At 73.0% G+C, this 24,626-nt stretch carries 21 protein-coding genes and 2 pseudogenes; 15 read left to right on the top strand and 8 right to left on the bottom strand.

Annotated features, from left to right (window positions below):
* Positions 1-17: 17 nt before the first annotated feature.
* Entirely contained in the window at positions 18-1,154 is a 1,137-nt protein-coding gene (locus ACZ3HQ_RS26620; RefSeq protein WP_467514782.1) for a type ISP restriction/modification enzyme, read from the top strand.
* Positions 1,155-1,286: 132 nt separating this feature from the next.
* Positions 1,287-1,511, top strand: a pseudogene (locus ACZ3HQ_RS26625) (CoA transferase); the annotation flags it as partial.
* Positions 1,512-1,621: 110 nt separating this feature from the next.
* On the opposite strand, the gene ACZ3HQ_RS26630 reads toward ACZ3HQ_RS26625, so the two are convergent.
* The 3 genes from ACZ3HQ_RS26630 to ACZ3HQ_RS26640 all read right to left on the bottom strand — a co-directional run bounded on the left by ACZ3HQ_RS26630 (position 1,622) and on the right by ACZ3HQ_RS26640 (position 3,410).
* On the bottom strand, positions 1,622-1,891 hold the full coding sequence (locus tag ACZ3HQ_RS26630; protein ID WP_030812513.1) for a hypothetical protein: 270 nt from the start codon (positions 1,889-1,891) through the stop codon (positions 1,622-1,624).
* A gap of 128 nt (positions 1,892-2,019) precedes the next feature.
* A complete protein-coding gene (locus ACZ3HQ_RS26635) occupies positions 2,020-2,826 on the bottom strand; it encodes an anti-sigma factor (RefSeq protein WP_467514660.1) in 807 nt (268 codons plus the stop codon).
* On the bottom strand, positions 2,823-3,410 hold the full coding sequence (locus ACZ3HQ_RS26640) for a sigma-70 family RNA polymerase sigma factor (protein WP_467514785.1): 588 nt from the start codon (positions 3,408-3,410) through the stop codon (positions 2,823-2,825). The genes ACZ3HQ_RS26635 and ACZ3HQ_RS26640 overlap by 4 nt, the downstream gene beginning before the upstream one ends.
* A gap of 156 nt (positions 3,411-3,566) precedes the next feature.
* On the opposite strand from ACZ3HQ_RS26640, the gene ACZ3HQ_RS26645 reads away from it, so the two are divergent.
* From ACZ3HQ_RS26645 to ACZ3HQ_RS26660, 4 genes are all read left to right on the top strand, one after another.
* On the top strand, positions 3,567-5,102 hold the full coding sequence (locus ACZ3HQ_RS26645) for a DUF4331 domain-containing protein (protein WP_467514662.1): 1,536 nt from the start codon (positions 3,567-3,569) through the stop codon (positions 5,100-5,102).
* Between the two features lie 96 nt (positions 5,103-5,198).
* Positions 5,199-6,584, top strand: a complete 1,386-nt coding sequence (locus tag ACZ3HQ_RS26650; protein ID WP_467514664.1) for a tetratricopeptide repeat protein — start codon at positions 5,199-5,201, stop codon at positions 6,582-6,584.
* Positions 6,585-6,625: 41 nt separating this feature from the next.
* Positions 6,626-8,305 (top strand): nickel transporter, encoded by a 1,680-nt coding sequence (locus ACZ3HQ_RS26655; protein ID WP_467514786.1) that lies wholly within the window; start codon positions 6,626-6,628, stop codon positions 8,303-8,305.
* 72 nt (positions 8,306-8,377) lie between these two features.
* On the top strand, positions 8,378-9,889 hold the full coding sequence (locus ACZ3HQ_RS26660) for a serine/threonine-protein kinase (protein WP_467514666.1): 1,512 nt from the start codon (positions 8,378-8,380) through the stop codon (positions 9,887-9,889).
* Positions 9,890-9,958: 69 nt separating this feature from the next.
* On the opposite strand, the gene ACZ3HQ_RS26665 is transcribed toward ACZ3HQ_RS26660, so the two are convergent.
* Complete coding sequence (locus tag ACZ3HQ_RS26665; protein ID WP_467514668.1) at positions 9,959-10,753, bottom strand: SGNH/GDSL hydrolase family protein; 795 nt, start codon at positions 10,751-10,753, stop codon at positions 9,959-9,961.
* Positions 10,754-11,091: 338 nt separating this feature from the next.
* Between ACZ3HQ_RS26665 and ACZ3HQ_RS26670 the strand changes: the two genes are divergently transcribed.
* The 5 genes from ACZ3HQ_RS26670 to ACZ3HQ_RS26690 all read left to right on the top strand — a co-directional run bounded on the left by ACZ3HQ_RS26670 (position 11,092) and on the right by ACZ3HQ_RS26690 (position 18,028).
* Complete coding sequence (locus tag ACZ3HQ_RS26670) at positions 11,092-11,529, top strand: hypothetical protein (RefSeq protein ID WP_467514669.1); 438 nt, start codon at positions 11,092-11,094, stop codon at positions 11,527-11,529.
* A gap of 350 nt (positions 11,530-11,879) precedes the next feature.
* Positions 11,880-12,698 carry a glycosyltransferase family 2 protein gene (locus ACZ3HQ_RS26675; protein ID WP_086690361.1) on the top strand — a complete coding sequence of 273 codons (819 nt, stop codon included), beginning with the start codon at positions 11,880-11,882 and terminating at the stop codon, positions 12,696-12,698.
* Positions 12,695-13,681, top strand: coding sequence for a glycosyltransferase family 2 protein (locus tag ACZ3HQ_RS26680; RefSeq protein WP_467514672.1), 987 nt, complete (start codon positions 12,695-12,697; stop codon positions 13,679-13,681). The genes ACZ3HQ_RS26675 and ACZ3HQ_RS26680 overlap by 4 nt, the downstream gene beginning before the upstream one ends.
* On the top strand, positions 13,678-14,478 hold the full coding sequence (locus ACZ3HQ_RS26685) for a polysaccharide deacetylase family protein (RefSeq protein WP_467514674.1): 801 nt from the start codon (positions 13,678-13,680) through the stop codon (positions 14,476-14,478). Before ACZ3HQ_RS26680 ends, ACZ3HQ_RS26685 begins: the two co-directional genes overlap by 4 nt.
* Positions 14,471-18,028, top strand: a complete 3,558-nt coding sequence (locus tag ACZ3HQ_RS26690; protein WP_467514676.1) for a lipopolysaccharide biosynthesis protein — start codon at positions 14,471-14,473, stop codon at positions 18,026-18,028. The genes ACZ3HQ_RS26685 and ACZ3HQ_RS26690 overlap by 8 nt, the downstream gene beginning before the upstream one ends.
* Positions 18,029-18,059: 31 nt before the next feature.
* Here ACZ3HQ_RS26690 and ACZ3HQ_RS26695 read toward each other — a convergent pair whose 3' ends face one another.
* Positions 18,060-19,463, bottom strand: coding sequence for a GH39 family glycosyl hydrolase (locus tag ACZ3HQ_RS26695; RefSeq protein WP_467514678.1), 1,404 nt, complete (start codon positions 19,461-19,463; stop codon positions 18,060-18,062).
* Positions 19,464-19,573: 110 nt separating this feature from the next.
* Here ACZ3HQ_RS26695 and ACZ3HQ_RS26700 point away from each other — a divergent pair, with 110 nt between their 5' ends.
* Both ACZ3HQ_RS26700 and ACZ3HQ_RS26705 read left to right on the top strand, forming a co-directional pair.
* Positions 19,574-20,683, top strand: a complete 1,110-nt coding sequence (locus ACZ3HQ_RS26700) for a DUF5925 domain-containing protein (RefSeq protein WP_467514680.1) — start codon at positions 19,574-19,576, stop codon at positions 20,681-20,683.
* 89 nt (positions 20,684-20,772) lie between these two features.
* Entirely contained in the window at positions 20,773-21,543 is a 771-nt protein-coding gene (locus ACZ3HQ_RS26705; protein WP_467514682.1) for a DUF72 domain-containing protein, read from the top strand.
* A gap of 7 nt (positions 21,544-21,550) precedes the next feature.
* On the opposite strand, the gene ACZ3HQ_RS26710 is transcribed toward ACZ3HQ_RS26705, so the two are convergent.
* Positions 21,551-21,916: a GntR family transcriptional regulator gene (locus tag ACZ3HQ_RS26710; RefSeq protein ID WP_467514684.1), complete on the bottom strand. Its 366-nt coding sequence runs from the start codon at positions 21,914-21,916 to the stop codon at positions 21,551-21,553.
* Positions 21,917-22,000: 84 nt separating this feature from the next.
* Here ACZ3HQ_RS26710 and ACZ3HQ_RS26715 point away from each other — a divergent pair, with 84 nt between their 5' ends.
* On the top strand, positions 22,001-22,930 hold the full coding sequence (locus tag ACZ3HQ_RS26715; protein WP_467514686.1) for a GNAT family N-acetyltransferase: 930 nt from the start codon (positions 22,001-22,003) through the stop codon (positions 22,928-22,930).
* Positions 22,911-23,408, top strand: coding sequence for a ribonuclease FAU-1 family protein (locus tag ACZ3HQ_RS26720; protein WP_467514687.1), 498 nt, complete (start codon positions 22,911-22,913; stop codon positions 23,406-23,408). Before ACZ3HQ_RS26715 ends, ACZ3HQ_RS26720 begins: the two co-directional genes overlap by 20 nt.
* Before the next feature lie 3 nt (positions 23,409-23,411).
* Here ACZ3HQ_RS26720 and ACZ3HQ_RS26725 read toward each other — a convergent pair whose 3' ends face one another.
* On the bottom strand, positions 23,412-24,014 hold the full coding sequence (locus tag ACZ3HQ_RS26725; RefSeq protein ID WP_467514788.1) for a class I SAM-dependent methyltransferase: 603 nt from the start codon (positions 24,012-24,014) through the stop codon (positions 23,412-23,414).
* Positions 24,012-24,476: pseudogene (locus ACZ3HQ_RS26730) on the bottom strand (GNAT family N-acetyltransferase); the annotation flags it as partial. The pseudogene ACZ3HQ_RS26730 and the gene ACZ3HQ_RS26725, both read right to left, overlap by 3 nt.
* Positions 24,477-24,626: the final 150 nt, after the last annotated feature.

Genomic DNA, 24,626 nt, shown 5'->3' on the forward strand with positions numbered 1-24,626 from the left:
CGGGCCGAGGACGTAGCATTCCGGGCGTGACGTACGAGGACGCGCCGCCGCTGGCGGACCTCATGCCGTGGTCCGTCGCACCGCTGCGGCCGGGCCGCGGCTGGCCGACGGCACCCGACCCGGCGTCCCTGAAGGCCCGCTGGACGGCGCTGCTGGCGGCGGAGGGGGCGGAGCGGGAGGCCCTGTTCGAGCCGACCCGGTCGCGCACCATCAACTCGGCGGTGGCCCAGTTGCCCGGCCGGAACACCGGTACCGAGCGGCTGGCGCGCGCGTCGGGGCCGTGCCCGGAGCCGGTACGGGTGCTCGCGGCGCCGTTCGACGAGCGCTGGCTGATTCCGGACCACCGGCTGATCGACCTCGCCCGCCCGGAGCTGTGGCGGGTCGCGGACGAGGGGCAGGTGTTCGTGGTGGAGGCCGGCGCCGGACTGCTGGCGACCTCCCTGCCGCCCACCCTCGCGGCGGGGCGCATCCGCCCGCTGTACCGGCGTCCCGGCGGCGCCGAACCCAACCTGGCGCCAGGGCTGTTGGACGAGCTGGCCGCGCGGCTCGGCTCCCGGCCCACGGCGGCGGACGTGCTGGCGTGGATACTGGCCGCCGTCCAGGCCGACTTCACCGTGCCGCTCACCGGGGACCCCGAGGTGTGGGCGCGGGGCGTGGAGGCTGGCCGGCGCACGCTGTGGCTGATGCGCCGGGACGGGGAGCGCCCCAAGCTGCCCGGTGGCCGCCGCCCGTACGTCCGCGCGCCGCTGCCCCCGTACCCGCGCGCCCTGCGCTACGACGCCGACGACGAGGCGCTGTACCTGGACGAGGGCCGTGTCTCCCCCGTGCCGCGCGCGGCCTGGGAGCACGAGGTGGCCGGGGTCCGCACGCTGGAAGCCTGGTTCACGGCCCGTACGACCCCCGGCGCCCCCGGCACACTGGCCGCGATCGGCCCCCGCACCTGGCCGCAGAGCTGGACCTCGGAGCTGCTGGAGCTGATCACGGTGCTGACCCTGCTGACCGAACTCCCCGCACCGGGCCCGGTGTCGGCCCCGATCACGGCAACCGGCCTCCGCACGGCGGGAGTTCTGCCGCCCGCACCCCGCTCCCGTCGCCCCGCCTCCGTACTGGACCACCAGGAAGAGGGACCGGAGGGGCAGTTCGCCCTGCTCTAGGGAGGTGACGCCCGCGGCTACGACACCGCCGCCGAGGGACTCGCCTCGCGCTTCGTGCGGTGCGACCGGGGCAACGAGTCCATCGCACTCCGGGGGCTGCTGTCGGTGCGGAACGGCCGGGAATGGCGACGGCTGGCGGAGCATCCGCAGCTCGCGGCGCGGGGGCGGGGGCGGCGGGTGGGTTCGCCGGTGGGAGCGCTGCGCGCGCTGTTGCCGCCCATCACGCTGCCGGGCGGCGGGGAGACGCGGCTGGGGGACGTGCCCGCGCTCGGCCGGCACACCGACGCGCTGCTCCGTGCCGTGGGGACGACGGACGACGAGACAGCGGCATTGCGCCGGGACGGTGTGGCGGCCTGAGCGCGGATGACGCGCGGAACTGCGGGGCGGGGCGCCGGTTCACTCGGGGCCGGGCCGGAGCCGGGCGGGACTCCGGGGAGTCCGCTCGGTACGGCTCAGTGGCTGACGGCTCAGTGGCTGCCGAAGAGCGATCGGCGCAGCCGGCGCAGGGGCGCGAAGAGAGAGACCCGGCTGACGCGGACGCGCCGGTCGCTGCGCTGACGCACGGTGTCCCGCGCGGTCAGTTCACGCATCAGCGACGTCGCCTCGACCGTCTCCCGCTGCGGTATGGCAGGTCCGCCGAGCACCGCGAGGTGGCGGTCCAGACGCCTGCTGGTCGCACCACTGCCGCAGGTGATCGCAGGGACCCTGGCCCTGCTGCGCATTGCTATCTGCTCCATGTCACTCCCCACCCGTACGAATCCACCCGGCCCACGGGCAGAGTAACCCTATCGTCCCCATAGGGCATGCGTGTATCTCGGCCACGGGATTCACCTTCCCCGCAAGGAGGTTGATCATCCCTCGATGACTACTCTCCGAATCCGACTGATTTCAGGGTGAGTTGGACAATGGGCTGGCCAGTGGGCCGTACAGAACCGCCGTTCGGCTCGATGGTCACGGCGAGTGACGCCGCCGACTTCTCAAGCCCCTTGACGGCCAAGGGCGTGTCGCCGCCGAGAAGCCCGAGAGAACGGGGCTGTGCGCCGGGGCGCGTGAGCCAGAGCTGGTGCACCCGGCCGCCGGACGGGGTGCCGTATCCGCTCAGGGTGACGACGGCCCGGCCCTCGGACGGCGAGGCGACGACCGCGAGCGCGCGGCCGTGTCCGTCGTTCCCGGCCGTGGCGCGGGCGTCGGGAGCGGCCAGAACGTGGGCGATGTCACGTGCCCGCGCCTGCTCGGCGGCGAGTCGTCCCTCCGCACGGTGCGCCTGGACGGCGAAGAGCGAGGCGACGACCAGGGCGGCGGCGGCCGTCACGGTGGCGAACGGCACGAACAGCGGACGCGGCCGGGCGCGCCGGGGCGGCGGCTGGACTCCCCAGACATGCGGGGGCAGTTGGGCGGCGCGCGGCCGTCCGGCGGGCGCCGGTTCCTGCGGTGTGGTGCGTACGGCGGCCAGGACGCGCTCGCGCAGCGCGGCCGGGGCGGGGGCGGCGGTGGACCAGGCCAGCCGGACGGCGTCCTCGGACAGTTCACGGACCTCGGCCGTGCAGCGGCCGCAGCCCGCGAGGTGCTTCTCGAAGCGGCGCCGCTCACCGGGGTCGAGGGCGTCCAGGGCGTAGGGCGCGGCCAGCGAGTGCGGGGCCTCGCGGCGCAGGAGTCGGGCGAACAGGCTCACGCGGCACCTCCGAGGCAGCCGCGCAGCCGGTTGAGGCCGTCGCGCATCCGGGTCTTGACGGTGCCGAGCGGGAGCGCGAGCCGTTCGGCGACCTCGCGGTAGGTGTAACCGTCGTAGTAGGCGAGGGTGACGGACTGGCGCTGGAGGTCGGTCAGCCGTCTCAGACAGCGGCGCACCCACTCCCGTTCGAGTCCGGCCTCCACCTCCTCGGTGACGTGGTCGAAGGCGGGTTCGCCGGCGCGCAGGGCCTCGCGCTGCTCGCGTTCGCCGGCCGCGCGGACGCTGCGCACCCGGTCGACGGCGCGGCGGTGGGCGAGGGTGAGTATCCAGGACAGGGCGCTGCCGCGTGCCGGGTCGAACCGGCCTGCGGAGCGCCAGAGTTCGAGCAGCACCTCCTGGACGACCTCCTCGGACTGGGCGGAGTCGCGCACGACCCGCCGGACCAGTCCGAACACCGGCCCGGAGACCAGGCCGTACAGCTCCTCGAACGCCTGGTGGTCGCCGCCCGCCACGCGCACCAGCAGTACCTCGGCACCCTCACCCCGGCCGTGGCCGCACCCGGCCCTGCCGGTGACCCCTCGCATCCGCACGAACGCACACCTCCAGCGGTTGATACGGATCGGCGGGCCGAAAACGCGGGTCTGAAAAGGGAAAAAGAAAGTTCCTCTCCGGCCAATCCGCGGTCGCCGACCGCTCCGTATACCCGTCCGTCAAGCAAGTCGGATTCGAGGACGGACGGCATGACTCTCTTCGCCAGAAGCGGCACGGCAAGCAAGGGCCTGGTCCCGCTCATCTGCGGCGCGCTGGCCGCCGGTGGGCTCGCGGCCGCCGGTGTCGCCACGCTGGAGCCGGGGGCGGCCTCCGCCTCCTCCCACCGGGAGGCCCCGCTGATCTCGGGCACCCCGCAGTACGACAACACCGATCTGTACGCGTTCGTCAGCCCCGACAAGCCGGACACGACGACGATCGTGGCCGACTGGATACCGTTCGAGGAGCCGGCGGGCGGCCCGAACTTCTACACCTTCGCCGACGACGCGCAGTACGACCTGCACATCGACAGCGACGGCGACGCCAAGGACGACCTTCTCTTCCGGTACACGTTCAAGACGCGGACGAAGAACGGGAAGACGTTCCTCTACAACACCGGTCCCGTCACCAGCCTGGACGACCCGGACCTCAACATCACCCAGACCTACGACCTCGAACTGGTCCGCCTGAAGGGCGGCCACGCGATGTCCAGGACCAAGGTGGCGGACGACGTGCCGGTGGCGCCGTCCAACGTGGGCAAGGCGTCCATGCCGGACTACGGCACGCTGCGCTCGCAGGCGGTGTACAAGACGGCGGGCGGCGCGGCGACCTTCGCGGGGCAGGCGGACGACCCGTTCTTCCTGGACCTGCGCGTCTTCGACCTGCTGTACGGCGGCAACCTCAGCGAGGTCGGCCGGGACACCCTCAAGGGCTACAACGTCAACACGATCGCCCTCCAGGTCCCCAACGACCTGATCCGGCAGTCGGCGGACCAGCCGGTCGTCGGCATCTGGTCCACCACCCAGCGCCGCAACGCCCAGGGCTACTACAGCCAGGTCTCCCGGCTGGGCAACCCGCTGGTCAACGAGGTGGTCAACCCGCAGGCGGACAAGGACCGCTTCAACGCCTCCCAGCCCTCGCACGACGCCCAGTTCCTGATGAACGTCACCAATCCCGAGCTGCCCAAGCTCATCGAGGGCATCTACAAGATCGACGCCCCGGCCGAGCCGCGCAACGACCTGGTCGACGTCTTCCTCAAGGGCGTCAAGGGTCTCAACCAGCCCCCGAACGTGCGCCCTTCGGAGCAACTGCGGCTGAACACCTCGATCAAGCCGGCCATGCACCCCAAGCGGCTCGGCGTGCTGGACGGCGACAACGCGGGCTTCCCCAACGGGCGCCGGCTCACCGACGACGTGATCGACGCGGCGCTCCAGGTCGTCGAGGGCGAACTCCTCGGCTCCAAGAACGACTTGGGCGACGCGGTCGACGCCAACGACAGGAAGTTCGAGAAGTCCTTCCCCTACGTCGCCCAGCCCACGGCGGGTTCGCGGGGCGCGCTGGCCAAGGGCACGACCGCGGGCGCCGACGTGAAGAGCCAGCTCGGTGACGCGCTGAGCCCGGCATCGGCGACCGGCGGCACCAGCGACACCACGCTGATCGCCGGTTCGGCGGCGGCCGGTGCGGCCGGAATCCTGCTGCTCGGGACCGTCGTCGGCTGGTGGCGGCGCCGGATGCGCCGCGCGTACTGACCCCACTTCGAAAGCGACCGGCACGGCCCGCACCCTTCCCCCACGGCGGGCCGCGCCGGTCTTCCCGACCACCATCAGGCGAACCAGGAGAGGGCGATGGGCCCGCGTACGAGTAGTGACGAGCAGAACGGCGGCACGCCGGACGGTCGCGGTCAGGGCCGCCGCCGGACGGCGTGGCGGGTGGCGTCCGCCGCCCTGCTGGCGGTCGCGCTGACCGGTGGCGCTGTCGCCTTCGGGGCCGCGCGGGACGGCGGGCGGCCGGAGCCGGCCGCCGTCCCGGCCGCCCTGGCCCCCGGCGCGCCGGCGGGCGCCGACCCGGACGCGGCCGTCGCCGCGCTCCAGAGCCACTTGAAGGCGCAGCCGAAGGACCACGACGGCTGGGCCACGCTCGGCCTCGCCTACGTGGAGCAGGCCCGCACCAAGGGCGACCCGGCCCGGTACCCGCAGGCGCGGGCCGCCCTGAAGCGCTCCCTCGCGCTCGCCCCCGGCAACGACCGGGCGGTGGCCGCACAGGCCGCCCTCGCCGCGGCCCGCCACGACTTCACCGGCGCCCTCGCCGACGCCGACCGCGTCCTGAAGCACAACCCCTACGACGAACGCGCCCTGTGCTCCCGCATCGACGCCCTGGTCGAACTCGGCCGGTACGCGGAGGCCGCACGCGCCGCCGACACCGCCGACGCCCGCAAGCCCGGCACCCCCGTCTTCACCCGGTACGCCTACGTGCACGAGCTGCGCGGCGACGTCACCACGGCCCGGCGCGTCCTCCAGCAGGCTCTCACCGGCGCGACCTCCCCCGGCGACATCGCCTACGTGGCCACCCAGCTCGGCCAACTCACCTGGAACCAGGGCGACTACAAGACCGCCCTCACCCAGTACGCCCGCGCCCTGACCGCCGACGACAGCTACCTCCCCGCCCTGGAGGGCCGGGCTCGCGCCCAGGCGGCGAGTGGCCGACGGGGCGACGCGATCAAGGGACTTGAGGCCGTCGTCGCCCGCGCCCCGCTGCCCACCTCACTGGTCGCGCTCGGGGAACTGTACGAGGCACGCGGCGGCGCGGGTGACCGGGAGAAGGCCCGCCGGCAGTACACGCTGGTCCAGGCGTGGATCGCTCTGGCCCGTGCCAACGGCGTGAACGCCGACCTCGACACCGCGCTGGCCGCCGCCGACCACGGTGACAAGGCGGCCGCCCTGCGCGCGGCCCGCACCGAGTGGGCCCGCCGGCACACCGTGCACACGGCGGACGCCCTCGCCTGGGCGCTGCACGTCAACGGCCACGACGCGGAGGCGCTGGCGCCCGCCCGCGAGGCCACCGCCACCGGCTACCGCAACGCGTCCTTCCTCTACCACCGGGGCGTCGTCGAACTCGCCACCGGTCACGCGAAGGAGGGCCGGGCCTCGCTGGCGGCGGCGCTGAAGCTGAACCCCGGCTTCTCCCCGCTCGGTGCCGCCGAGGCCCGTAAGGCACTGGAGGGCGCCAAGTGAGGCTCCGCCGTTCCCTCGCCGTCCTCGCGGGCGCCTGCGCCATGCTGCTGGGCTCCGCCCCGGCCGCGGACGCGCATCCCCTGGGCAACTTCACCGTCAACCGGTACGACGGCCTGGTCGCCGCCCCCGGCAGGCTCCACGTCACCCATGTCGAGGACCTCGCGGAGATCCCGGCGACCCAGGCCAAGCCGGAGCTTCAGCGGCTCGGCACCGCCCGCTGGGCCGAGGCGCGCTGTGCCGAGGCGGCGCGGGGCAGCGAGGTCACCGTGGGCGGGCGCCGGGTCACGCTCACGGTGTCGGCCGCGCGGGCCGGGCTGCGGCCGGGGCAGGCGGGGCTGGACACCCTGCGGCTGGAGTGCGCGGAGTCGGCCCCGCTGCCCAAGGGTGCGACGGTGGACGTCGGCTTCCGCAGCGCCGGGGTGTCCGCCGGGCCGGGATGGCGGGAGATCACGGCGCGGGGCGACCGGATGACGCTGAGCCGGTCCGACGTGCCGCGCGAGTCGGTCTCGCGTGAACTCACCACCTACCCGGCCGGCTTGCTCTCCTCCCCCGCCGACACCTCCACCGCCCGGCTCACGCTCCGGCCCGGCGGGGCCGCGCTCGCCCAGGAACGGGAAGCGCCCGGCGCCTCGGTACTCCCGCGCGGCGCCGACCGCTGGACCCAGGCCCTCGACGACCTGGTCGCCCGGCGTGACCTCACCCTCGGCTTCGCCACGCTCGCCCTGCTCATCGCGGTCGGGCTGGGCGCGGCCCACGCGCTGGCACCGGGGCACGGCAAGACGCTGATGGCCGCCGCCGCGGCTGCCCGGGGCGGCCGGGCCCGGCTGCGGGACGTGCTCCCGCTGGCCGCCTCGGTCACCGTCACCCACACCCTCGGGGTGGTCGCGCTGGGACTCCTGGTGACGGCCGGCTCCGCGGCGACGCCGTCGGTGGTGGCGTGGCTGGGGGTGGCCAGCGGGGCGTTGGTGCTCGGGGCGGGGGTGAATCTCGTACGGCGGGCTTGGCGGGGGCGGGTGGTTCAGGCGGGGGTTACGCATGTGCAGGTGCCGGCCGGCGAGACGGAGGCGGAGGGAGAGGAGGGAGAGGAGGGGCGGGTTCTGGCGCTGGTCGGTGGGGGTGATGGTGGGGAGGCACATGTGCATGCGCACCATGGCGCGGCGCCACGTATGCCGAGCCCACATGTACACAGTCCACATGTGCCAAGCCCCCATGTGCCAGGCGCACATGTGTCAGGCGCACACGGAGAAACCCCCCATGTAACTGACCACCACCACCCACACTCCCGCCCACACGACCACGACCACACCCACCCACACCCCCACGTACACACCCACACCCACACCCACGGCGGCCACACCCACTCCCACCCCACCGCCCCCACCCTCAAAGGCACCCTGCTCCTGGGCTTCGCGGGCGGCCTCGTCCCCAGCCCCTCCGCCGTGGTCGTCCTGGTAGGTGCCGCCGCCCTGGGCCAGGCATGGTTCGGCCTCCTCCTCGTCGTCGCGTACGGCATCGGCCTGGCCCTGACCCTCACCGCGGCCGGTTTCGCCGTGGTCCGTCTCGGCTCGGTCGCCGGCCGACTCCTGGACCGGAGCCCGGCCCATCGCACCCACCCCCTCGCCACCCTGCTCCGCCGCACGATCCCCCTGGCCTCCGCGCTGGCCGTGCTGGTGCTGGGCGCCGGATTGATGCTCAAGGGGGTCGCAAGCGCTCTTGGCTGAGCTACGTTGTTCAGGATTCGCGCGACGTGCCATGGGGGGAAGCCCGTGTCAGAACAGCCGGGACGCGATCGGTTGATCGCCGGCCGTTACCGTCTGCTGTCCCCGCTGGGCGAGGGCGGCATGGGCACCGTGTGGCGCGCCCACGACGAGGTGCTCCAGCGTGAGGTCGCCGTCAAGGAGGTACGCGCCCCGGCCGGGCTGCCCGCCGGGGACGTGGAGCGGATGTACGCCCGTCTGGAACGCGAGGCGTGGGCGGCGGCTCGGGTCGCCCACCCCAATGTGGTCACGGTGTACGACGTGGCGATGGAGGGCGGCCGCCCCTGGATCGTCATGGAGCTGGTGCGCGGTCGCTCGCTGGCCGACATCCTGGAGACGACCGGCCCGCTGTCCGTGACGGAGACCGCCCGCGTCGGCGCCGAGGTGCTGGGCGCGCTGCGCGCCGCGCACGACGTCGGCGTACTGCACCGGGACGTGAAGCCGGCCAATGTGCTGCTGTCCGACGACGGCCGGGTGGTGCTGACCGACTTCGGGATCGCCTCGGTCGAGGGCAGCTCGGCGCTGACCATGGCCGGAGAGGTGATCGGCTCGCCCGAATTCCTCTCCCCCGAGCGGGCGCTGGGCCGTACGCCGGGCCCCGAGTCGGACCTGTGGTCGCTGGGTGTGCTGCTGTACGCGGCGGTGGAGGGCGGCTCCCCGTTCCGCCACGACACCCCGCTGTCCACCCTGCGTGCCGTGGTGGACGAACCGCTGCCGCCGCCACAGCTCGCGGGCCCCCTCACCCCGGTCATCGAGGGTCTGCTCCGCAAGGACCCCGAGGAGCGGCTGCCCGCCGAACAGGCCGCGCGTGACCTGCGGTTGATCGCGGCCGGGGGCGCGCCCACGACCCGTCTCGCGTACGTACCGCCGCCCCCGCCGACCGTCCCGCTGCCGGAGGGCGAACCCGACCCGGGTCCGCCGGTTCGTGAGCGGCGCGCGGGTGTCGTCCTGGTCGTCGGCGTGCTCGCCCTGGTCCTCGCGCTGGCCGGGCTGACGTACACCCTGCTGCACCGGGACGACGGCGACCGGAACGAGGGCGGGAGCACCCCGAGCGCGACCGTCACGAAGACCGGCGAACCCCGCTCCCCCACGCCGACCAGCGACAAGCCGTCCCCGTCCGCATCGAGGAGCAGCGCCCCGCCGAGCAGCAGCGAGCCCGCGCAGTCGGTGCGGGTGTCGCTGAGCGGTACGCACACGCGGTATCAGGGGAGTTGCCCGCCGCCGGAGGCCGAGTCACCGGTGTTCACCGCGACGTTCACCGTGGGACGGCTGCCCGCCGAGGTGCGCTACCGGTGGAAGCTGAGGCACGGCTCGTTCGAGGGCGAGGAGTGGCGCACGCTGTCGTTCCCGGAGGGCGGCGCGCACACGAAGCAGGCGCGGGTGACGGTGCGGACCGACGAGGACGGCACGTCGGAGAACGCGATCAGCGTGGAGGTGCGCGAGCCGGAGCGGGTCACGTCCGACGAGGTGCCGTTCACCGTGACGTGTGACAAGGCGACGGAGACCCCGTCGGACGGGGCCTCCGCTTCTTCCTCCGGCACACCGTGATTTTTCATTCGTCCGAGTGAATCCCGTGCGGCTCGCGTTGACGGGGTCACCCTGGTGGACGGTGGGGGGTCAGGCTGCGTTGGTGAACACGGGGAGGTAGCCGCCGGACTGTCCGGCCGCGGTCGGGTGGTACGACTCGCCGATGTTGGTCCAGTTGACGCTGTGCAGCCAGGAGTTGCTGGAGCAGATCTCGTGGCCGGTGAAGGTGGTGCGGACGTCGCCGAAGACGAAGCCGTGGGCCTGGGCGCGCTTCTGGATGGCGCTGTTCATGTAGTCGGCCGCGCTGTTGATCGCGGAGCGCTTGGTCTCGGAGAGGCCGAGGCAGCTCTGGCCGAGCAGGTAGAACCGCGGGTAGCCGATGACGACCACGCGGGCGGAGGGCGACTTGGCGCTGATCGCGTTGTACACGGCGTCGAGCTTGCCGGGCAGCGTGGAGTCGACGTAGGCGCGGGCGGTGTTGATCCGGGACAGACAGGTGCTGTCGGAGGAGATGACACAGGTGGTCATGACGTCGGCGAAGCCGGCGTCGTTGCCGCCGACGGTGATGGACACCAGGCCGGTGGAGGAGTTGAGCGAGCCGAGCTGGTTCGCGAGGACGTCGTCCGTGCGGGCGCCCGAGCAGGCGTTGAAGGCGAAGGAGGACGGGCCGTGCGCGGCGTTCCAGAGGTAGGGGTACGCCTTGGTGCTGCGGTCGCAGTCGCCGCTGGAGCTGATGTAACTGCCTGAGCCGACCCCCGAGGAGTAGGAGTCGCCGAGCGCCACGTAGCCGCCGGTGGCGGCCTGCGACGATCCGGCACCGGCGAGGGTGAAGCCGGTGGCGAGGAGGAGTGAAGCCACGTATGCCGCAATTCGGGTACGTCTCATGGAACCTCCCTTTAGCAGGATCTCTGCCACAACTTTGGTACCAGCTACGCGCGTTGACGGGAAGTGTCCATGCCAAAACAATTTCGGTTCTCAAGCATGATCAGTCGATTGCGCTGACGCCCCGCCACATAGCACAAGTCGCAGGGGTGTTCCGGCACAATCCCCCGGAAGAGGAACACGGGCGGAGGTCGTCTTGACGCCCTCGGAGCGGCTGGGCCACATTGAAGCCCGGCATCCGGCGCGTCGGGGGGCAAAGTCGGCCCATGTGGTCCTCAACTGGCAACAGATCCACGGCAGATGGCTCCACCTCGGATGACTCCACGGCAGCGGGTGAAGGCATGGCGCGGGGAGGCCCGGGGAGGGACCTGCCGGCACTGCTCGCCGGAGCCGCGACCGGCACCGCCGCGTGCGGGGCGCTGCTCGCGCTCATGGACTCCGGCTCACCGCTGCGCGGACCGTGCGCACTGCTCTTCCTGCTCGCCGCGCCCGCCCTGGCGATCGCCGTGGCGCTCGGCGGACTCGACCCCTTCGGCCGGCTGATCGCCGCGCTCGCGGGGGCGGTCGGGCTCGACATGCTGGTCGCCCAGGCCATGCTGACCGTGCACCGCTGGTCGGTGACCGGCGGCATCGTCGCCGTGACCGCACTCAGCCTGCTGATCCTCCTGGCCACCCGCGTGACACAGCGGGCGGGTTCGCGGGGACGGACGCGAGAGGGGACGCCGGAGGGGAGTAAAACAGGCCAAAGTTCCGTAACGGCCAAACCAACTGATTCGTGAGACCACGTCCAGGTCTTGCGATTCTGCTTCTATCGTCAATACCGTCATACATCTCACCCGCATCGGTCTGTCGCCATACGGTTCAGGGGAGGGCTCGGGGCCGTGACATACCGGGGTGAGGCGCGGTAGGGGGGTGCCGTGCTCGGTGACCGCACCAGGTGACCGGGCCGTGCCGCGCGACCGGAGGTCCTTGCACGCTCGGGGCCCGGTCAGCTTTGCCAGCTCGTCCTTTCGGCCCGGAGCGCGTTTCGCCGTGCCGCGACCAGGGACGAGAACCCCCCTTTCGAACCGGACACACAGCCGGGCCGCCCGAGGGGCGGGCGGTCCACCGGACGAGAGGGACCACAGTCATGAGTTCTGTTCTGCGCACGCCGGGTCCGGACCGCGAACCGCTGCTCGCGGCCCACTACCGGCCCATCTCCTCGCACCTGGCGATCACTCCGCCGGTGAGCGTGGTGATCCCCGCCATGAACGAGGCGGAGAACCTGCCGTACGTGTTCAAGACGCTGCCCGACTGGATTCACGAAGTGGTCCTGGTCGACGGCGACTCCACCGACGACACCGTGGACGTGGCCCGCTCGCTGTGGCCGGACGTGAAGGTGGTCGCCCAGCGCGGCAAGGGCAAGGGGGACGCCCTGATCAGCGGGTTCGAGGCGGCTTCCGGCGACATCATCGTGATGGTCGACGCGGACGGCTCGGCCGACGGCAACGAGATCGTCTCCTACGTCTCCGCGCTGGTCTCCGGCGCCGACTTCGCCAAGGGCTCACGGTTCGCCAACGGCGGCGGCACCGACGACATGACCCTGATCCGCAAGCTGGGCAACTGGGCGCTGTGCACGGTCGTCAACCGCAAGTTCGGCGCCCGCTACACCGACCTCTGCTACGGCTACAACGCCTTCTGGCGGCACTGCCTGGACAAGATCGACCTGGACTGCACCGGCTTCGAGGTCGAGACGCTGATGAACATCAGAGTGGTCAAGGCCGGGCTGAAGGTGCAGGAGATCCCCAGCCACGAGTACCTCCGCATCCACGGCACCAGCAATCTGCGGGCCGTGCGGGACGGGCTGCGGGTGCTCAGAGTGATCCTCCAGGAGCGTTCCAACCGCCGTGCGCTGCGCCGGGGCCGCCGCTCGCCGCTGGCGGACTCCCGGCGGGGAGCGGCGTCTTGACCGCTCCGGCCGTCTCCGTTGTGATCTGCGTGTACACCGAGGACCGCTGGGAGGACATCCTCGCGGCGGTCGCCTCGGTGCGCGCCCAGTCGTATCCGGCGCTGGAGACCCTGCTGGTGGTGGACCACAACCCCACGCTGCTGGAACGGCTGGCCGCCGAGTACAAGGAGGCGGCCGGCCCGGTCCGGGTGCTCGCCAACGCCGGTCCGCGCGGCCTGTCAGCAGGCCGCAACACCGGGGTCGCCGCGTCCGAGGGCGAGGTGATCGCGTTCCTCGACGACGACGCGGTGGCCGAGCGGGACTGGCTGCGCCGCTTCGCCGAGGGATACGCCGACCCGCGCGTACTGGCGGTCGGCGGCCGGACCGAGCCGGTGTGGGCGTCGGGGCGGCGGCCGGTCTGGTTCCCGGAGGAGTTCGACTGGGTGGTGGGCTGCACCTACCGGGGTCTGCCGCCCGGCCGGGTCCGGGTGCGCAACGTGCTGGGCGGCAACGCCTCCTTCCGGCGCAGCGCGTTCGAGCTGGCGGGCGGGTTCGCCACCGGGATCGGCCGGGACGGCGACCGGCGCCCGCTGGGCTGCGAGGAGACGGAGCTGTGCATCCGGATCAGCCGGGCCCGCCCGGACGCCGTGCTCCTCATCGACGACCGCGCGGTGATCCACCACCGGGTGCCGGAGGTCCGCGAGCGCTTCGCCTACTTCCGCACCCGGACCTACGCCGAGGGCCTGTCCAAGGCGCTGGTGGCCCGCAGTGTGGGCGCGGCGAAGGGGCTGGAGTCGGAACGCCGGTACACCACACGGGTGTTGCCCGCCGGGATCGCGCGCGGGCTGCGGGACGCGGTGCTCGCCCGGCCGGGCGGCGCGGGGCGGGCCGGGGCGATCGTGGCGGGCGTGCTCGGCGCGGCCGGCGGCTACCTGGTGGGCAGCGTACGGGCCCGGCGGGGCGGCCCCCGGTTCGCGGTGCCGCCGGTGGAGGTGGGCGGATGACCGGGGCGGCCGTACCGATCCTGATGTACCACGCGGTGGCGGTCGCGCCCAACGACGCGACCCGTGCGCTGTCGGTCGCGCCGGAGGCGTTCGCGGAGCAGATGGCGCTCATCGGCGAACTGGGCCTGACCCCGCTCACCACCGCCGCGCTCGCGGCGCACTGGCGCTACCGGCGCCCGCTGCCCGCCCGGCCGGTGCTGATCACCTTCGACGACGGCTACGAAGGCGTCCACCGGCACGCCCTGCCGGTGCTCGCCGAGCACGGTTTCCCGGCCACCCTGTTCGCCTCCACCGGCTGGCTGAGGGGCCCCCACGACACCGGGGGCGGCCTGGACGCCATGCTCGACTGGGGCCAGGTGCGCGAACTGGCCGACAGCGGTGTGGAGATCGGCGGCCACACCCACAGCCACCCGCAGCTCGACCAGTTGGACGACGCCGCGCTCGCCGCCGAGCTGGAGCACAGCACCGGCATCCTCACCGACGAACTGGGCGCGCGCCCGCTGTCGTTCGCCTACCCCTACGGTTACTCCAGCCGTCGCGTCCGCCAGGCGGTGCGGGCGGCGGGGTACACGCAGGCGCTGGCGGTCGGCAACGCGCTGGCCCGGCGCCGGCAGGGCCCGTACGCGCTGCGCCGGGTCACGGTGCGGCGGAGCACGGGGGTGGGCGAGTTCGAGCGGCTGCTGCAAGGACGGTCCATCGCACGGGACTTCGCCAAGGACCGTGCGCTCACCAAGGGATACGCACTCGTGCGAAGAGCACGCCAGGTCTGCCGGAAGGCCATCCGCTCCCGTGTCTGACACGACCACCGCCCAAGAGGCCGCCCCGGCCGTCTCCGCGCCGGGGCGCCGCCCGCGACTGCCCGTACTGGGCCGCGCGTTCGGCGGCAGTCCGCTGTTCCGCAACGCCTACGCGCTGATGCTGAACACCGGCATCTCCGCCGTCCTCGGCCTCGGCTTCTGGCTGGCGGCGGCACGCTACTACTCGGAGTCGGCGGTCGGGCAGGGCTCGGCCGCCATCGCGGCGATGAAGTTCCTCGCGGGGCTGACCGCGGTGACCCTGACCGGCGCCCTGGCCCGCTTCATCCCGGTCGCCGGACGCGCCACCGCGCGGCTCATCTTCCGTACCTACGCCGGAAGTTCTCTGGTGGTGGCGGTGGCGGCGGGGGTGTTCCTGCTGACGCTGGACGTGTGGGGGCCGTCGTACCGGTTCCTGCACGGGCCGGTGACCGGGCTCGGCTTCGTCGCGGCCGTGGTCGCCTGGAACGTGCTCACCCTCCAGGACGGGGTGCTGACCGGGCTGCGCAGCGCGCCGTGGGTGCCGGCGGGCAACACCGTGTTCTCGGCGGTGAAGCTGGGACTGCTGGTGGCGTTCGCGGTGGCGATCCCGACCGCCGGGGTCTTCGTGTCCTGGGTCGCGGCCATCGCCACCTCGGTACTGCCGCTGGGCTGGCTGGTGTTCCGGCGGCTGGTCCCCCGGCACACCGCGGCGACCGAGGGGCGGGCGCATCCGCCGACGCTGCGGGAGATCGGCCGGTTCCTGGCCGGCGACTACACCGGCTCACTGTTCTCGCTCGGGGTGGTCTACCTCGTCCCGGTGATCATCGCCTCGCAGGTCAGCGCCGAGGACAACGCGTACTTCTACATCACCACCACCATCGGCGGCACGACCAACCTGCTCGCCATCAACATGGGCGCCTCGCTCACCGTGGAGGGCTCGCACGACCCGGCGCGGCTGGCCGCCAACACCCGTGCGGCACTGAGGCGGATGGCCCGGATCATGCTGCCGGTCGCGGGCGTCCTCTTCGTCGGCGCCCCGTGGATTCTCGGCGTGTTCGGCGCGGGGTACGCGGACGCGGCGACCCCGCTGCTGCGCTGGTTCGCGGTCGGCGCGGTGCTGCGGGTGGTGATGGAGACGTACTTCGCGGTGCTCCGGGCGGAGAGCCGGACCGCCGGACTCGCCTGGTTGCAGGGGCTGTTGTGCTTGCTGGTGCTGGGCCTGACGCTGCTGCTCCTGCCCCGGATGGGGCTGACCGGCGCGGGTGTCGCGGAGATCTCCAGTCTGGCGGTGATCGTGGCCGTCGCCGCGCCGCGTCTGTGGCGGGTGATCCGGCCCGGCCCGGTCACCGCGGCTCCGGACGGCGACCTGGCCGACCTGGGTCCGCGCGAGGCGGTCCGGCCGGCGCCCTCGTGGGTCAAGGAGAAGGAAAACTCGTGGGTCAAGGAGAAGGATGAGGTGGACGCGCCCTTCGCAGCGGTGCCGTCGGTGGCCCCGCCCGTAGCTCCACCGGAAGAGCAGCGCGCGCCGGCGGAAAACCCCCCACCCGCTCGCCGGGCACGCCGCTCGCCCAAGCCCACCCGTACCGGCCTGGTACTCGGCTCCCTCCTCCTCGCCGCACTGGTCCTCTACTGGGTCCCCGCGCTGCGTCTGACCGACGCCGACCTGGACCGGATGGGCGGCCTCGGTCTGGTCTCGGTGCTGCCGCTGCCGACGCTGGCCGGTGCCGCGCTGCTGGTCACGGTGTTCGCCGCGCTGCTCCGCCTGCGCCGCGAGCACCGGGCGCTGCTGCTGCTCACCCTGGTGGCGACGGTGTTCTCGCTGCACGCGCTGCCCGCCGTGATCGAGAGCGCGCCCAGGTTCCCCACGGCCTGGCAGCACCTGGGCTTCCTGGACTACATCGACCGCACCGGTGCGACCGTGCCCGATCTGGACGCCCGCTGGAGCTGGCCGGGCTTCTTCGCGGTCACCGCGTTCGCGGCCCAGGCGTGCGGGGTGTCCGACCTCACCGAGGTCATCCGCTGGTGGCCGACGGCGATCCAACTCGCCTACCTCACACCGATGTTCCTGCTGACCCGGTCGCTCCGGGCGAGCTGGCGGGCGCGGTGGGCCGGGGTGTGGCTGTTCGCGCTGAGCGGCTGGGTGGGGCAGGACTACTTCTCCCCGCAGGGCTTCACCTATCTGCTGTACCTGGTGTTCGTGGCGGTGCTGCTGGTGTGGTTCCGGGCCCCGCACATGATCTGGTCCCGGTTCCGGCCCGGCGAGGCCGAGGTGGAGCCCACCGACCGGCGCCAACGGGTCATACTGCTCCTGGTGTTGATGGCCCTGTTCCTGGCCTGCGTCCCGGCCCACCAGCTCACCCCGTTCGTGATGCTGGGCGTGCTCGCGGCCCTGGTGCTGCTGCGCCGGTGCGAACTGCGCGGGCTGCCACTGCTGTTCGCGGTGGTGGTGGCGGTGTGGGTCGGCTTCATGGCGGAGCCGTACTGGTCGGGGCACTTCGACGAGCTGTTCGGTGGGCTCGGCGGGGTCGGCGGCAATGTGTCGACGTCGGTCTCCGGCCGTATCGAGGGCGGGAGTTCGACCCACAAGCTGGTGCTGTACACGCGGGTGCTGCTGGCCGGTTCGGTGCTGGCGCTGGCCTGCTGGGGCTGGTGGCGGCGGCGCGAGCACGGCTACCGCGAACGTTCGCTGCCGGTCCTGGCGTTCGTGCCGTTCCTGGGCTTCGGCATGCAGTCGTACGGCGGTGAGATGGCGCTGCGTGTCTTCATGTTCGCGCTGCCCGGGGCGGCCCTGCTCGGTGCGCTCGCCCTGTTCCCGCGTACCGGTGCGAAGGAGCGGGTCCGGGTGAACCTGGCCGCGCCGGCCGCGCTGCTGGCGGGGCTGCTGCTGATCGGCGGTTTCCTGGTGGCCCGCTGGGGCAACGAGCCGTTCGAGCGGACCCGGCCCGGCGAGGTCGCGGCGATGGACTGGGTGTACGCCCATGACAAGCCGACCGTACGGCTGCTGTGGCTGACCACGGACACGGTCGACGACGTGACTCCGGCGCTGGCCTGGGGCGCGCGGGACATGGAGCGGGTGACGTACGTGCCGACGCTCGCGCCTCCCGACCCGGTGCTGGTGTCCGGGCTGGTCAAGTCGCTGAAGGACGCGGGCCCGAACTCGTATCTGATCGTCAACGAGAGCCAGGTCCGCTATCTGGAGCTGGACGCGGGCTACCCGGCGTCCTGGGAGTCCCGGCTGACCCGCACGCTGGACGGCCGCGCGGAGCTGTCCAAGGTGCTGGTGAACGAGGACGCGACCGTGTACGCGCTGCGCGGGGGCGGTTCGGCGGCGGTGCCCGAGCCGGACCCCGGTCCGATCGGGCCGCAGATCACCTGGACGCCGTGGTCGGTGGTGGGGGCACTGGCCGCCGGGATGCTGATCCTGCTGCTGGCCGGGCGTGAGGTGCTCCGGGTCGCGGGCCGGCCGAGCGTGGGCGGGCTGCGGCGGTCGCAGAGCGCGTTCTGGTTCGCGCTGCCGCTGCTGGCGATGGTGCTGGCCTCGCTGGTGCAGCGGTTCCTCACGATGAGCTGAGACGAGGACGGGCTGAGGCGGGTGAAGTGGCTCAGCGCTCCAGCCACTTCACCTCGTACCCGCGCATCCGGAACCGCTTGCCGTCGACGCGGGCGGTGACCGGGTGGTCCAGGGTGTTCACCACCAGGACGGTGTCCCGGCTCGCCAGCACGCGGAGGCCGGGCGTGGCGGACACCTGCTCGTAGCGGGTGCCGGGCGGGAACGCCGTACTGAAGCGGGAGAGCAGGCCGTACATGGGCAGTTCGCGGCCGCCGTCGGTGTCGCCGGTCGGGGTCCACAGGCAGCCGGGGCAGTCGGCGCCGCTCTTCTTCTCCGGGTTCCAGTAGAAGCCGGAGCGGGCGCCGCCCCGCGCCATGGCGATCAGTCCGGTGGCGTGCACGGCGATCCGGCGGTCCTCGGACCAGCCCTCGCGGCGGTCCTGGGAGTCGGCGGGCTCCACGTAGTACTCCGCCCACCACAGCGGCAGGTCGTGCGTGCGCTCGCGCACCCACTCCCCCACGGCCGTGAACTTGGCCGTGGCGGCGAACTCGTCGGGGAGCAGCTCGTCGTCGTTGGTGTAGCTGGAGCCGTCGACCACGACGAAGTCGGCGCCCGACTTGTGGGCGTTCCAGTAGTCGAAGGCGTCCAGCACCCGCTGGTCCATGGCGCCCCAGGGCCCGCGGAGCTGGGACGACGCGTCGGTGGCGCGGGGGTCGACGCTGTCCATGGGCAGATAGGGCCCGCCGACGAGGTTGTCGGGGCCGGCCTTCTTCAGCGCCGCCCGGACCAGGTTGTACAGCTTGGTGTACCCCTCGTGGTCCCAGCGGCCCTTCGCCTCGTTCCAGAACCCCTTGAACTCGTTCCAGACGACGAAGTGCCGTACGTCGGGGTAGCGGCGGGCGACGGTCGCGGCGAGGTCGGCGAAGTCCTGGTAGTGCTCCGGGTCGGGCGCCCGCTCCAGCGCGTCCTGGCTCCAGTCGGTGGCGCCGACGCCGGACCGGCCGCCCTTCATCCAGTCCGGGGCGCAGCACAGGGTGATGACGGGGGTGCTCCCGGAGGCCCGGATGAAGTCGATACGGCGGTCCAGCGCCCCGAAGTCGTAGTGCCCCTTGACCGGTTCGGGGTTGTCGGCGCCCCAGCCCATGACGGCCTGGTCCTGCGGGAGTCCGCCGTCGCCCTTGATCAGCCGGGCCACGCGGTCGCTGCCGCCGCCCTGGTCGGCGCTGTACTGGGTGTGGGTGAAACCCCAGCCCACATCGGGGCGGACGGGGCCGGCGGGGGCGACGGGCGTGCCGTGCGCCCGGTCGCCGTCGCGGGTGGTGCCGCTTAGGCCGGCGCCGCGTCCGGGGAGGGTGTTCAGGAGGGTCACCAGCAGGGCCAGCGCGGTCACGCACACGCCGAGCAGGGCGGTGAGCCGCCACCTCCGTGCCCCCGTGTACCACCGATGACTGCCCATCAGCTCCACAGTAACGGCGGAAACCCGGCGTCGGGCGCGAGTTGGGAACACCTGGGGACAAGCGGCGGAATTGCCGTGCGCGCGGTGCGCCGGTGCCCGATCATGGCGGCATGTCTGTGAACCCGCACGACGCGCTGCCGATCCGGCTGAACGTCGACGACTCCGACTCGCCCTCCGACGTCGTCGACGCGCTGTTCCTCGGCCGTTTCGCCACGGGTGAGCAGCCGTACGCGCACGCGGCCAACATCGACCGGGTCCGCTCCGGGGCGACCCTGCTGCCCGACGGCGCCCGGGTGCTGCGGGTGGCCCGCGACGAGGACCGCAGCGCGACCCTCGCGGAGGGCGACGGCTGGACCCTGCTGGTCTCCCGCTGGAACCGGGGCGCGGATGTCACGGTGACCGCGACCACGGCCGAGCTGGCCCAGGAGGTACTGGGCCGGGCCACCGACGGCGCGGCCGACGAGCCCGCCCCGCAGCCGGACAACGTCACGATGGGCTTCTGGTACGTCTCGCCCCGGCGCGGTCCGCACCGCACCACCCGGCAGATCTCGGCCGGGACCTGGGAGGAGGTGCGGTCCAACTACACCGCGCCGGTGGCCCAGGCGATGGACCGGCTGATGAAGACGACCCCGGAGGACATCGCGGGCCGGCTCCTGCTGCTGCACGGCCCGCCGGGCACCGGCAAGACCTCCGCGCTGCGCACGCTGGCCCGGTCCTGGCGGGAGTGGTGCCAGGTGGACTGCGTACTGGACCCGGAGCGGCTCTTCTCCGACGTGGGCTATCTGATGGACATCGCCATCGGCGAGGAGGACGGCACCGGCAAGGGCCGCTGGCGGCTGCTCCTGCTGGAGGACTGCGACGAGCTGATCCGGGGCGAGGCGCGGCACACCGCGGGCCAGGCGCTGTCCCGGCTGCTGAACCTGACCGACGGGCTGCTGGGCCAGGGCCGCAACGTCCTGGTGGGGGTCACCACCAACGAGGACCTGGAGCGGCTGCACCCGGCCGTGGTCCGCCCCGGCCGCTGTCTGGCCCGGATCGAGGTGGGTCCGCTGACCCGCGCGGAGGCGGTGACCTGGCTCGGCGACCAGGCCCCGGAGCTGCACAGCGAGCTGGGCCGGGAGGGTTCGACCCTGGCCGAGCTGTACGCGCTGCGCCGGGGCACGGCACCGACATCGGTACCGGGCGCGCGGGAGGGCGCGGACGCGGGGCTTTACCTGTAATCGCGGGGGTCCGCATCCTGGGCTGGGCCGTTCCGGTGCGCGCGGTCCTTCCGCCCGCCCGGCCCGCGCGCGGATGTTTTCATGGACACATGACCCTGTTCGTCGGTACGTCGGGGTGGCAGTACAAGAGCTGGCGGGGCGTGCTGTACCCGGCGGGCGTGCCGGTGCGCCGGTGGCTCGAGGAGTACGCGGAGCATTTCGCCACGGTCGAGCTGAACAACGCCTTCTACCGGCTGCCGACCCGCGAGAACTTCGAGGCGTGGCGGGAGCGGCTGCCCGAGGGCTTCGTGGTGGCGGTGAAGGCGAGCCGCTATCTGACCCACATCAAGCGGCTGCGGGACCCCGAGGAGCCGGTGCACCGGCTGATGAGCCACGCCGAGGGGCTGGGCGAGGACCTCGGCCCGGTGCTGCTCCAGCTCCCGCCGACCCTGCGCGCCGACCCCCCGCTGCTGGACGCGTGCCTCGCCTGCTTCCCGGCGAAGACGCGGGTGGCGGTCGAGCCGCGCCACGACTCCTGGTGGACCCCGCAGACCCGCGAGGTGCTCGAGACCCGCAAGGCCGCCCTGTGCTGGGCCGACGAGCTGGGCCGCCCGGCCGGCCCGCTGTGGCGCACCGCCGACTGGGGCTACGTCCGCTTCCACCGCGGCCGCGCCAAGCCCTGGCCCCGCTACGGCACCCAGGCCCTCCAGTCCTGGGTCGACCGCATCGCCACCACCTGGCCGGAGGGCCAGAACGTCTACGCCTACTTCAACAACGACCCCAGAGGCGCGGCGGTCAAGGACGCGGCCGAGTTCGGCACCCTGGCCCGCCTGGCGGGGCTGGAGGTCACGCGGACCCCGGAGCCGTGGGCTCGGCGGTGAGCGCCGGTCAGTCGGTGCCGTAGGCGGCGCGCAGGGCGTCGTGGACCGTGGCCAGGGCGGTGTCGTGGTCGAGGCCGAGGCGGCGGGCGCGCTCGGCGTACGCCTGGGCGGCGGTGCTCGCCTCGCGGGTGGCGGCGGGGGCGGCGACGTAGGTGCCGTTGCGGCCGCGGGTCTCGATCACGCCGTCCGCCTCCAGCGCCCGGTACGCCTTGGCGACGGTGTTCACGGCGAGGCCGAGGGACTCCGCGAGGCCCCGCACGGTGGGCAGCCGGTACCCGGCCGGGAGGGCGCCCGCCCGCGCCTGCTCGGAGATCTGCGCCCGGACCTGCTCGTACGAAGGCGCGCTGTCATCAAGGTGGATCTTCAGGCTCACAGGGCCGATTCTCCCGCACCCGGCGCGGACGAGGGACGGAAAATGAGAGGCACTCCGGCGGCCCCGCCCGTACGGTGCCTGCTCATGACCGTACTCGTGCGCGATCTGCGCCCCGACGTGCCGGCCGACACCGAGGGCTTCGCCCGGGTCCGGCGGCTGGCACTGCCCTACATCCTGTTCACCCCCGAGTCGGTACGGCACGTCCTGCTGCGGAGCCACCCGGACGCGCGGTTCCGCTCGCTGGTCGCGGAGGAGGACGGCGAGGTGATCGGCACGGCGCAGGTGTCGCTGGCGCACGAGAGCACGGAGCCGGGACAGGCGTACGTCAACGTCCACGTCCGCCCCGATCGCACCGGTCGGGGCGCGGGGCATCTGCTGGTCGCCACCGCCGAGGAGTACCTCGCCTCGCTGGGCGCCACCCGGCTGTACTCCTGGGTGCAGGACGAGCCCGCCAGCGTGCGCTTCGCCGAACGGCACGGCTACCGCGCCGGCCGCCCCGCCCGCTTCCTCCGTCTCGACCTGGCACACCGCACCCTCCCGCCGCTCCCGCAGACCCCGGCGGGGGTGGAACTGCGTACGGCCGCCGACTTCGCGGCCGACCCGCGTCCGCTGTTCGAACTGGACGCCGAGACCCTGGCGGACGAGCCCGGCGACATCACGCTCGCCTACTCCGACTACGAGGCGTGGCTGGCGGAGACCTGGGAGCATCCGCTGCTGGACCTCGACCTGACCGTGGTCGCGGTGGTGGACGGCCGTCCGGTCGCCTTCAGCGTGGCCTACTCCGACGGCGCCTCCCGCTACTTCACCGCCATGACCGGTACCGCCCGCGCCCACCGGGGCCGGGGCCTGGCCAAGCTCGCCAAGCTGCACTCGCTGCACCGGGCCCGCGCGGCCGGCCACACCGAGGCATTCACCGGGAACGACGCGGGCAACGGCCCGATGATCGCCATCAACGAGTGGCTCGGCTACGAGTTCTGCGCCACGGAGGTGCGGTATGTCCGCGAACTCGGCTGACACATCGGGTGAGTTGGAGGTCGTCCTCGTCAAAGCGGGCCGTACGAAGATCCGTTACCCGGCGACGCTCCTCGCGGACGACGGCACCCGTGTCTCCGTGCGGGCCCCCTGGGCGGGCGAGGGCGTGCGGGACTTCGGCTTCGTGCGCTTCGAGCCGGGCGACGTGTTCACCGAGCACTACTGGCGGGACCGCTGGTACGCGGTGAAGGAGGTCCGCGCCGGGGACGGCACGCTGAAGGGCTGGTACTGCGACATCACCCGGCCCGCTGTCCGGTCCGGCGCCGAACTCGTCGTGGAGGATCTCGACCTGGACCTCTGGGTCTCCGGCGACGGCAGGGACGTACTCCGGCTGGACGAGGACGAGTTCGCCGCGAGCGGGCTGGCCGGGCGGGACCCGGAGGCGGCGGCCGCCGCGCGGTCCGCGCTGGACGAGCTGGAGGCGCTGGCCCGCGCGGAGGGGCTCACGGGGCTGGTCTGAGCCTCAGATCTCGGCCACCACCGCGTACCGCTCGCCGGTGACGGACTTGCCCCAGAGCACCGGGTCGTCGGACAGCGGCTCCACCCGTATCCGCCCGGCGAGGGGGGCCAGCAGTGCGGTGACCTCGTCGACGGGCATGCCGACCGGGGAGAGGCTCCCCCAGACGCCCTCGACCAGCACGAACCGTCCGCCGGGGCGCAACAGGGTGCGCCAGTGGCGCAGCACCCCGGCGGGGCGGGGCAGCGTCCACAGCACATGCCGGACGAGGATCACGTCGTACCCCTCCTCCTCCACCGGTGGCACGGCCGCGTCCCCGCGCAGGACCCGTGCGTCCTGCCCGGCGAGCTTGGCGCGGGCCCGCTCGACCATGGCCGGGGAGGCGTCGACCCCGGTGACCCGGTGCCCCTGCTCGGCGGCGAGCAGCGCGAGGCTTCCGGTGCCGCAGCCCAGGTCGAGCACGTCCGAGGGCTGGGCGGGCAGCCAGCCCCGCAGCCGGCCGGCCCACGCGGCCCGTGTCTCGGGCGCGCGCAGCCCGTGATCCGGTTCGTCGTCGAAGACGGGGGCCTGGGCGTCCCAGTCGACGTCCGCGCCGAGGGTCCGCTCCAGCGGCTTGCGGTAGTGGAGCCGGTCGTAGGGGCCGTCGACGCGGCGTTCCACCATCTCGTAGCCGTAGCGGGGGTAGATCTGCTGGTTCTCCCACATCAGGGCGTTGGTGTACAGCCGGATCTCGGGGAGTCCCAGCGCGCGGGCGTGGGCCTCCACGAAACGCAGCAGCCTGCGGCCGATGCCCCGGCCGTGGGCGTCCGGGTGGACGGCGATGCTGTCGAGAAAGAGGTGGTCGGGGTGGGCGCGCACGACCACGAGTCCGGTGATGGGCTCCCCCACAACCTCCCCCACAACGAAGACACACCCCTGTTCGACGTCGGCCATGTGGTCCGCCTCCATGGGCTGGGGCACCACACCGATGCGCGCGATGTAGGGGCGGTAGGCGGCGTCCGTGACCGCGCGGACGGCGGGGACGTCGGCGGCCGTGGCGACGCGGACCGGGACTTCGGGGTGATCGTTCATACCGGGCACGGTAGCGACCTGAGCCCAGTCTGAGCACGGCCTTAAGCGGACCATAAAGATCGGCTCCAGGGGCTCGGAGCCGGTCGATCCGCCGTCGTACGGGGCTAGTTTCTGACCGTCCCCCCACGGGACCAGCCCCCTTTCCGGCAG

Source organism: Streptomyces sp. NPDC018263, assembly GCF_055562575.1.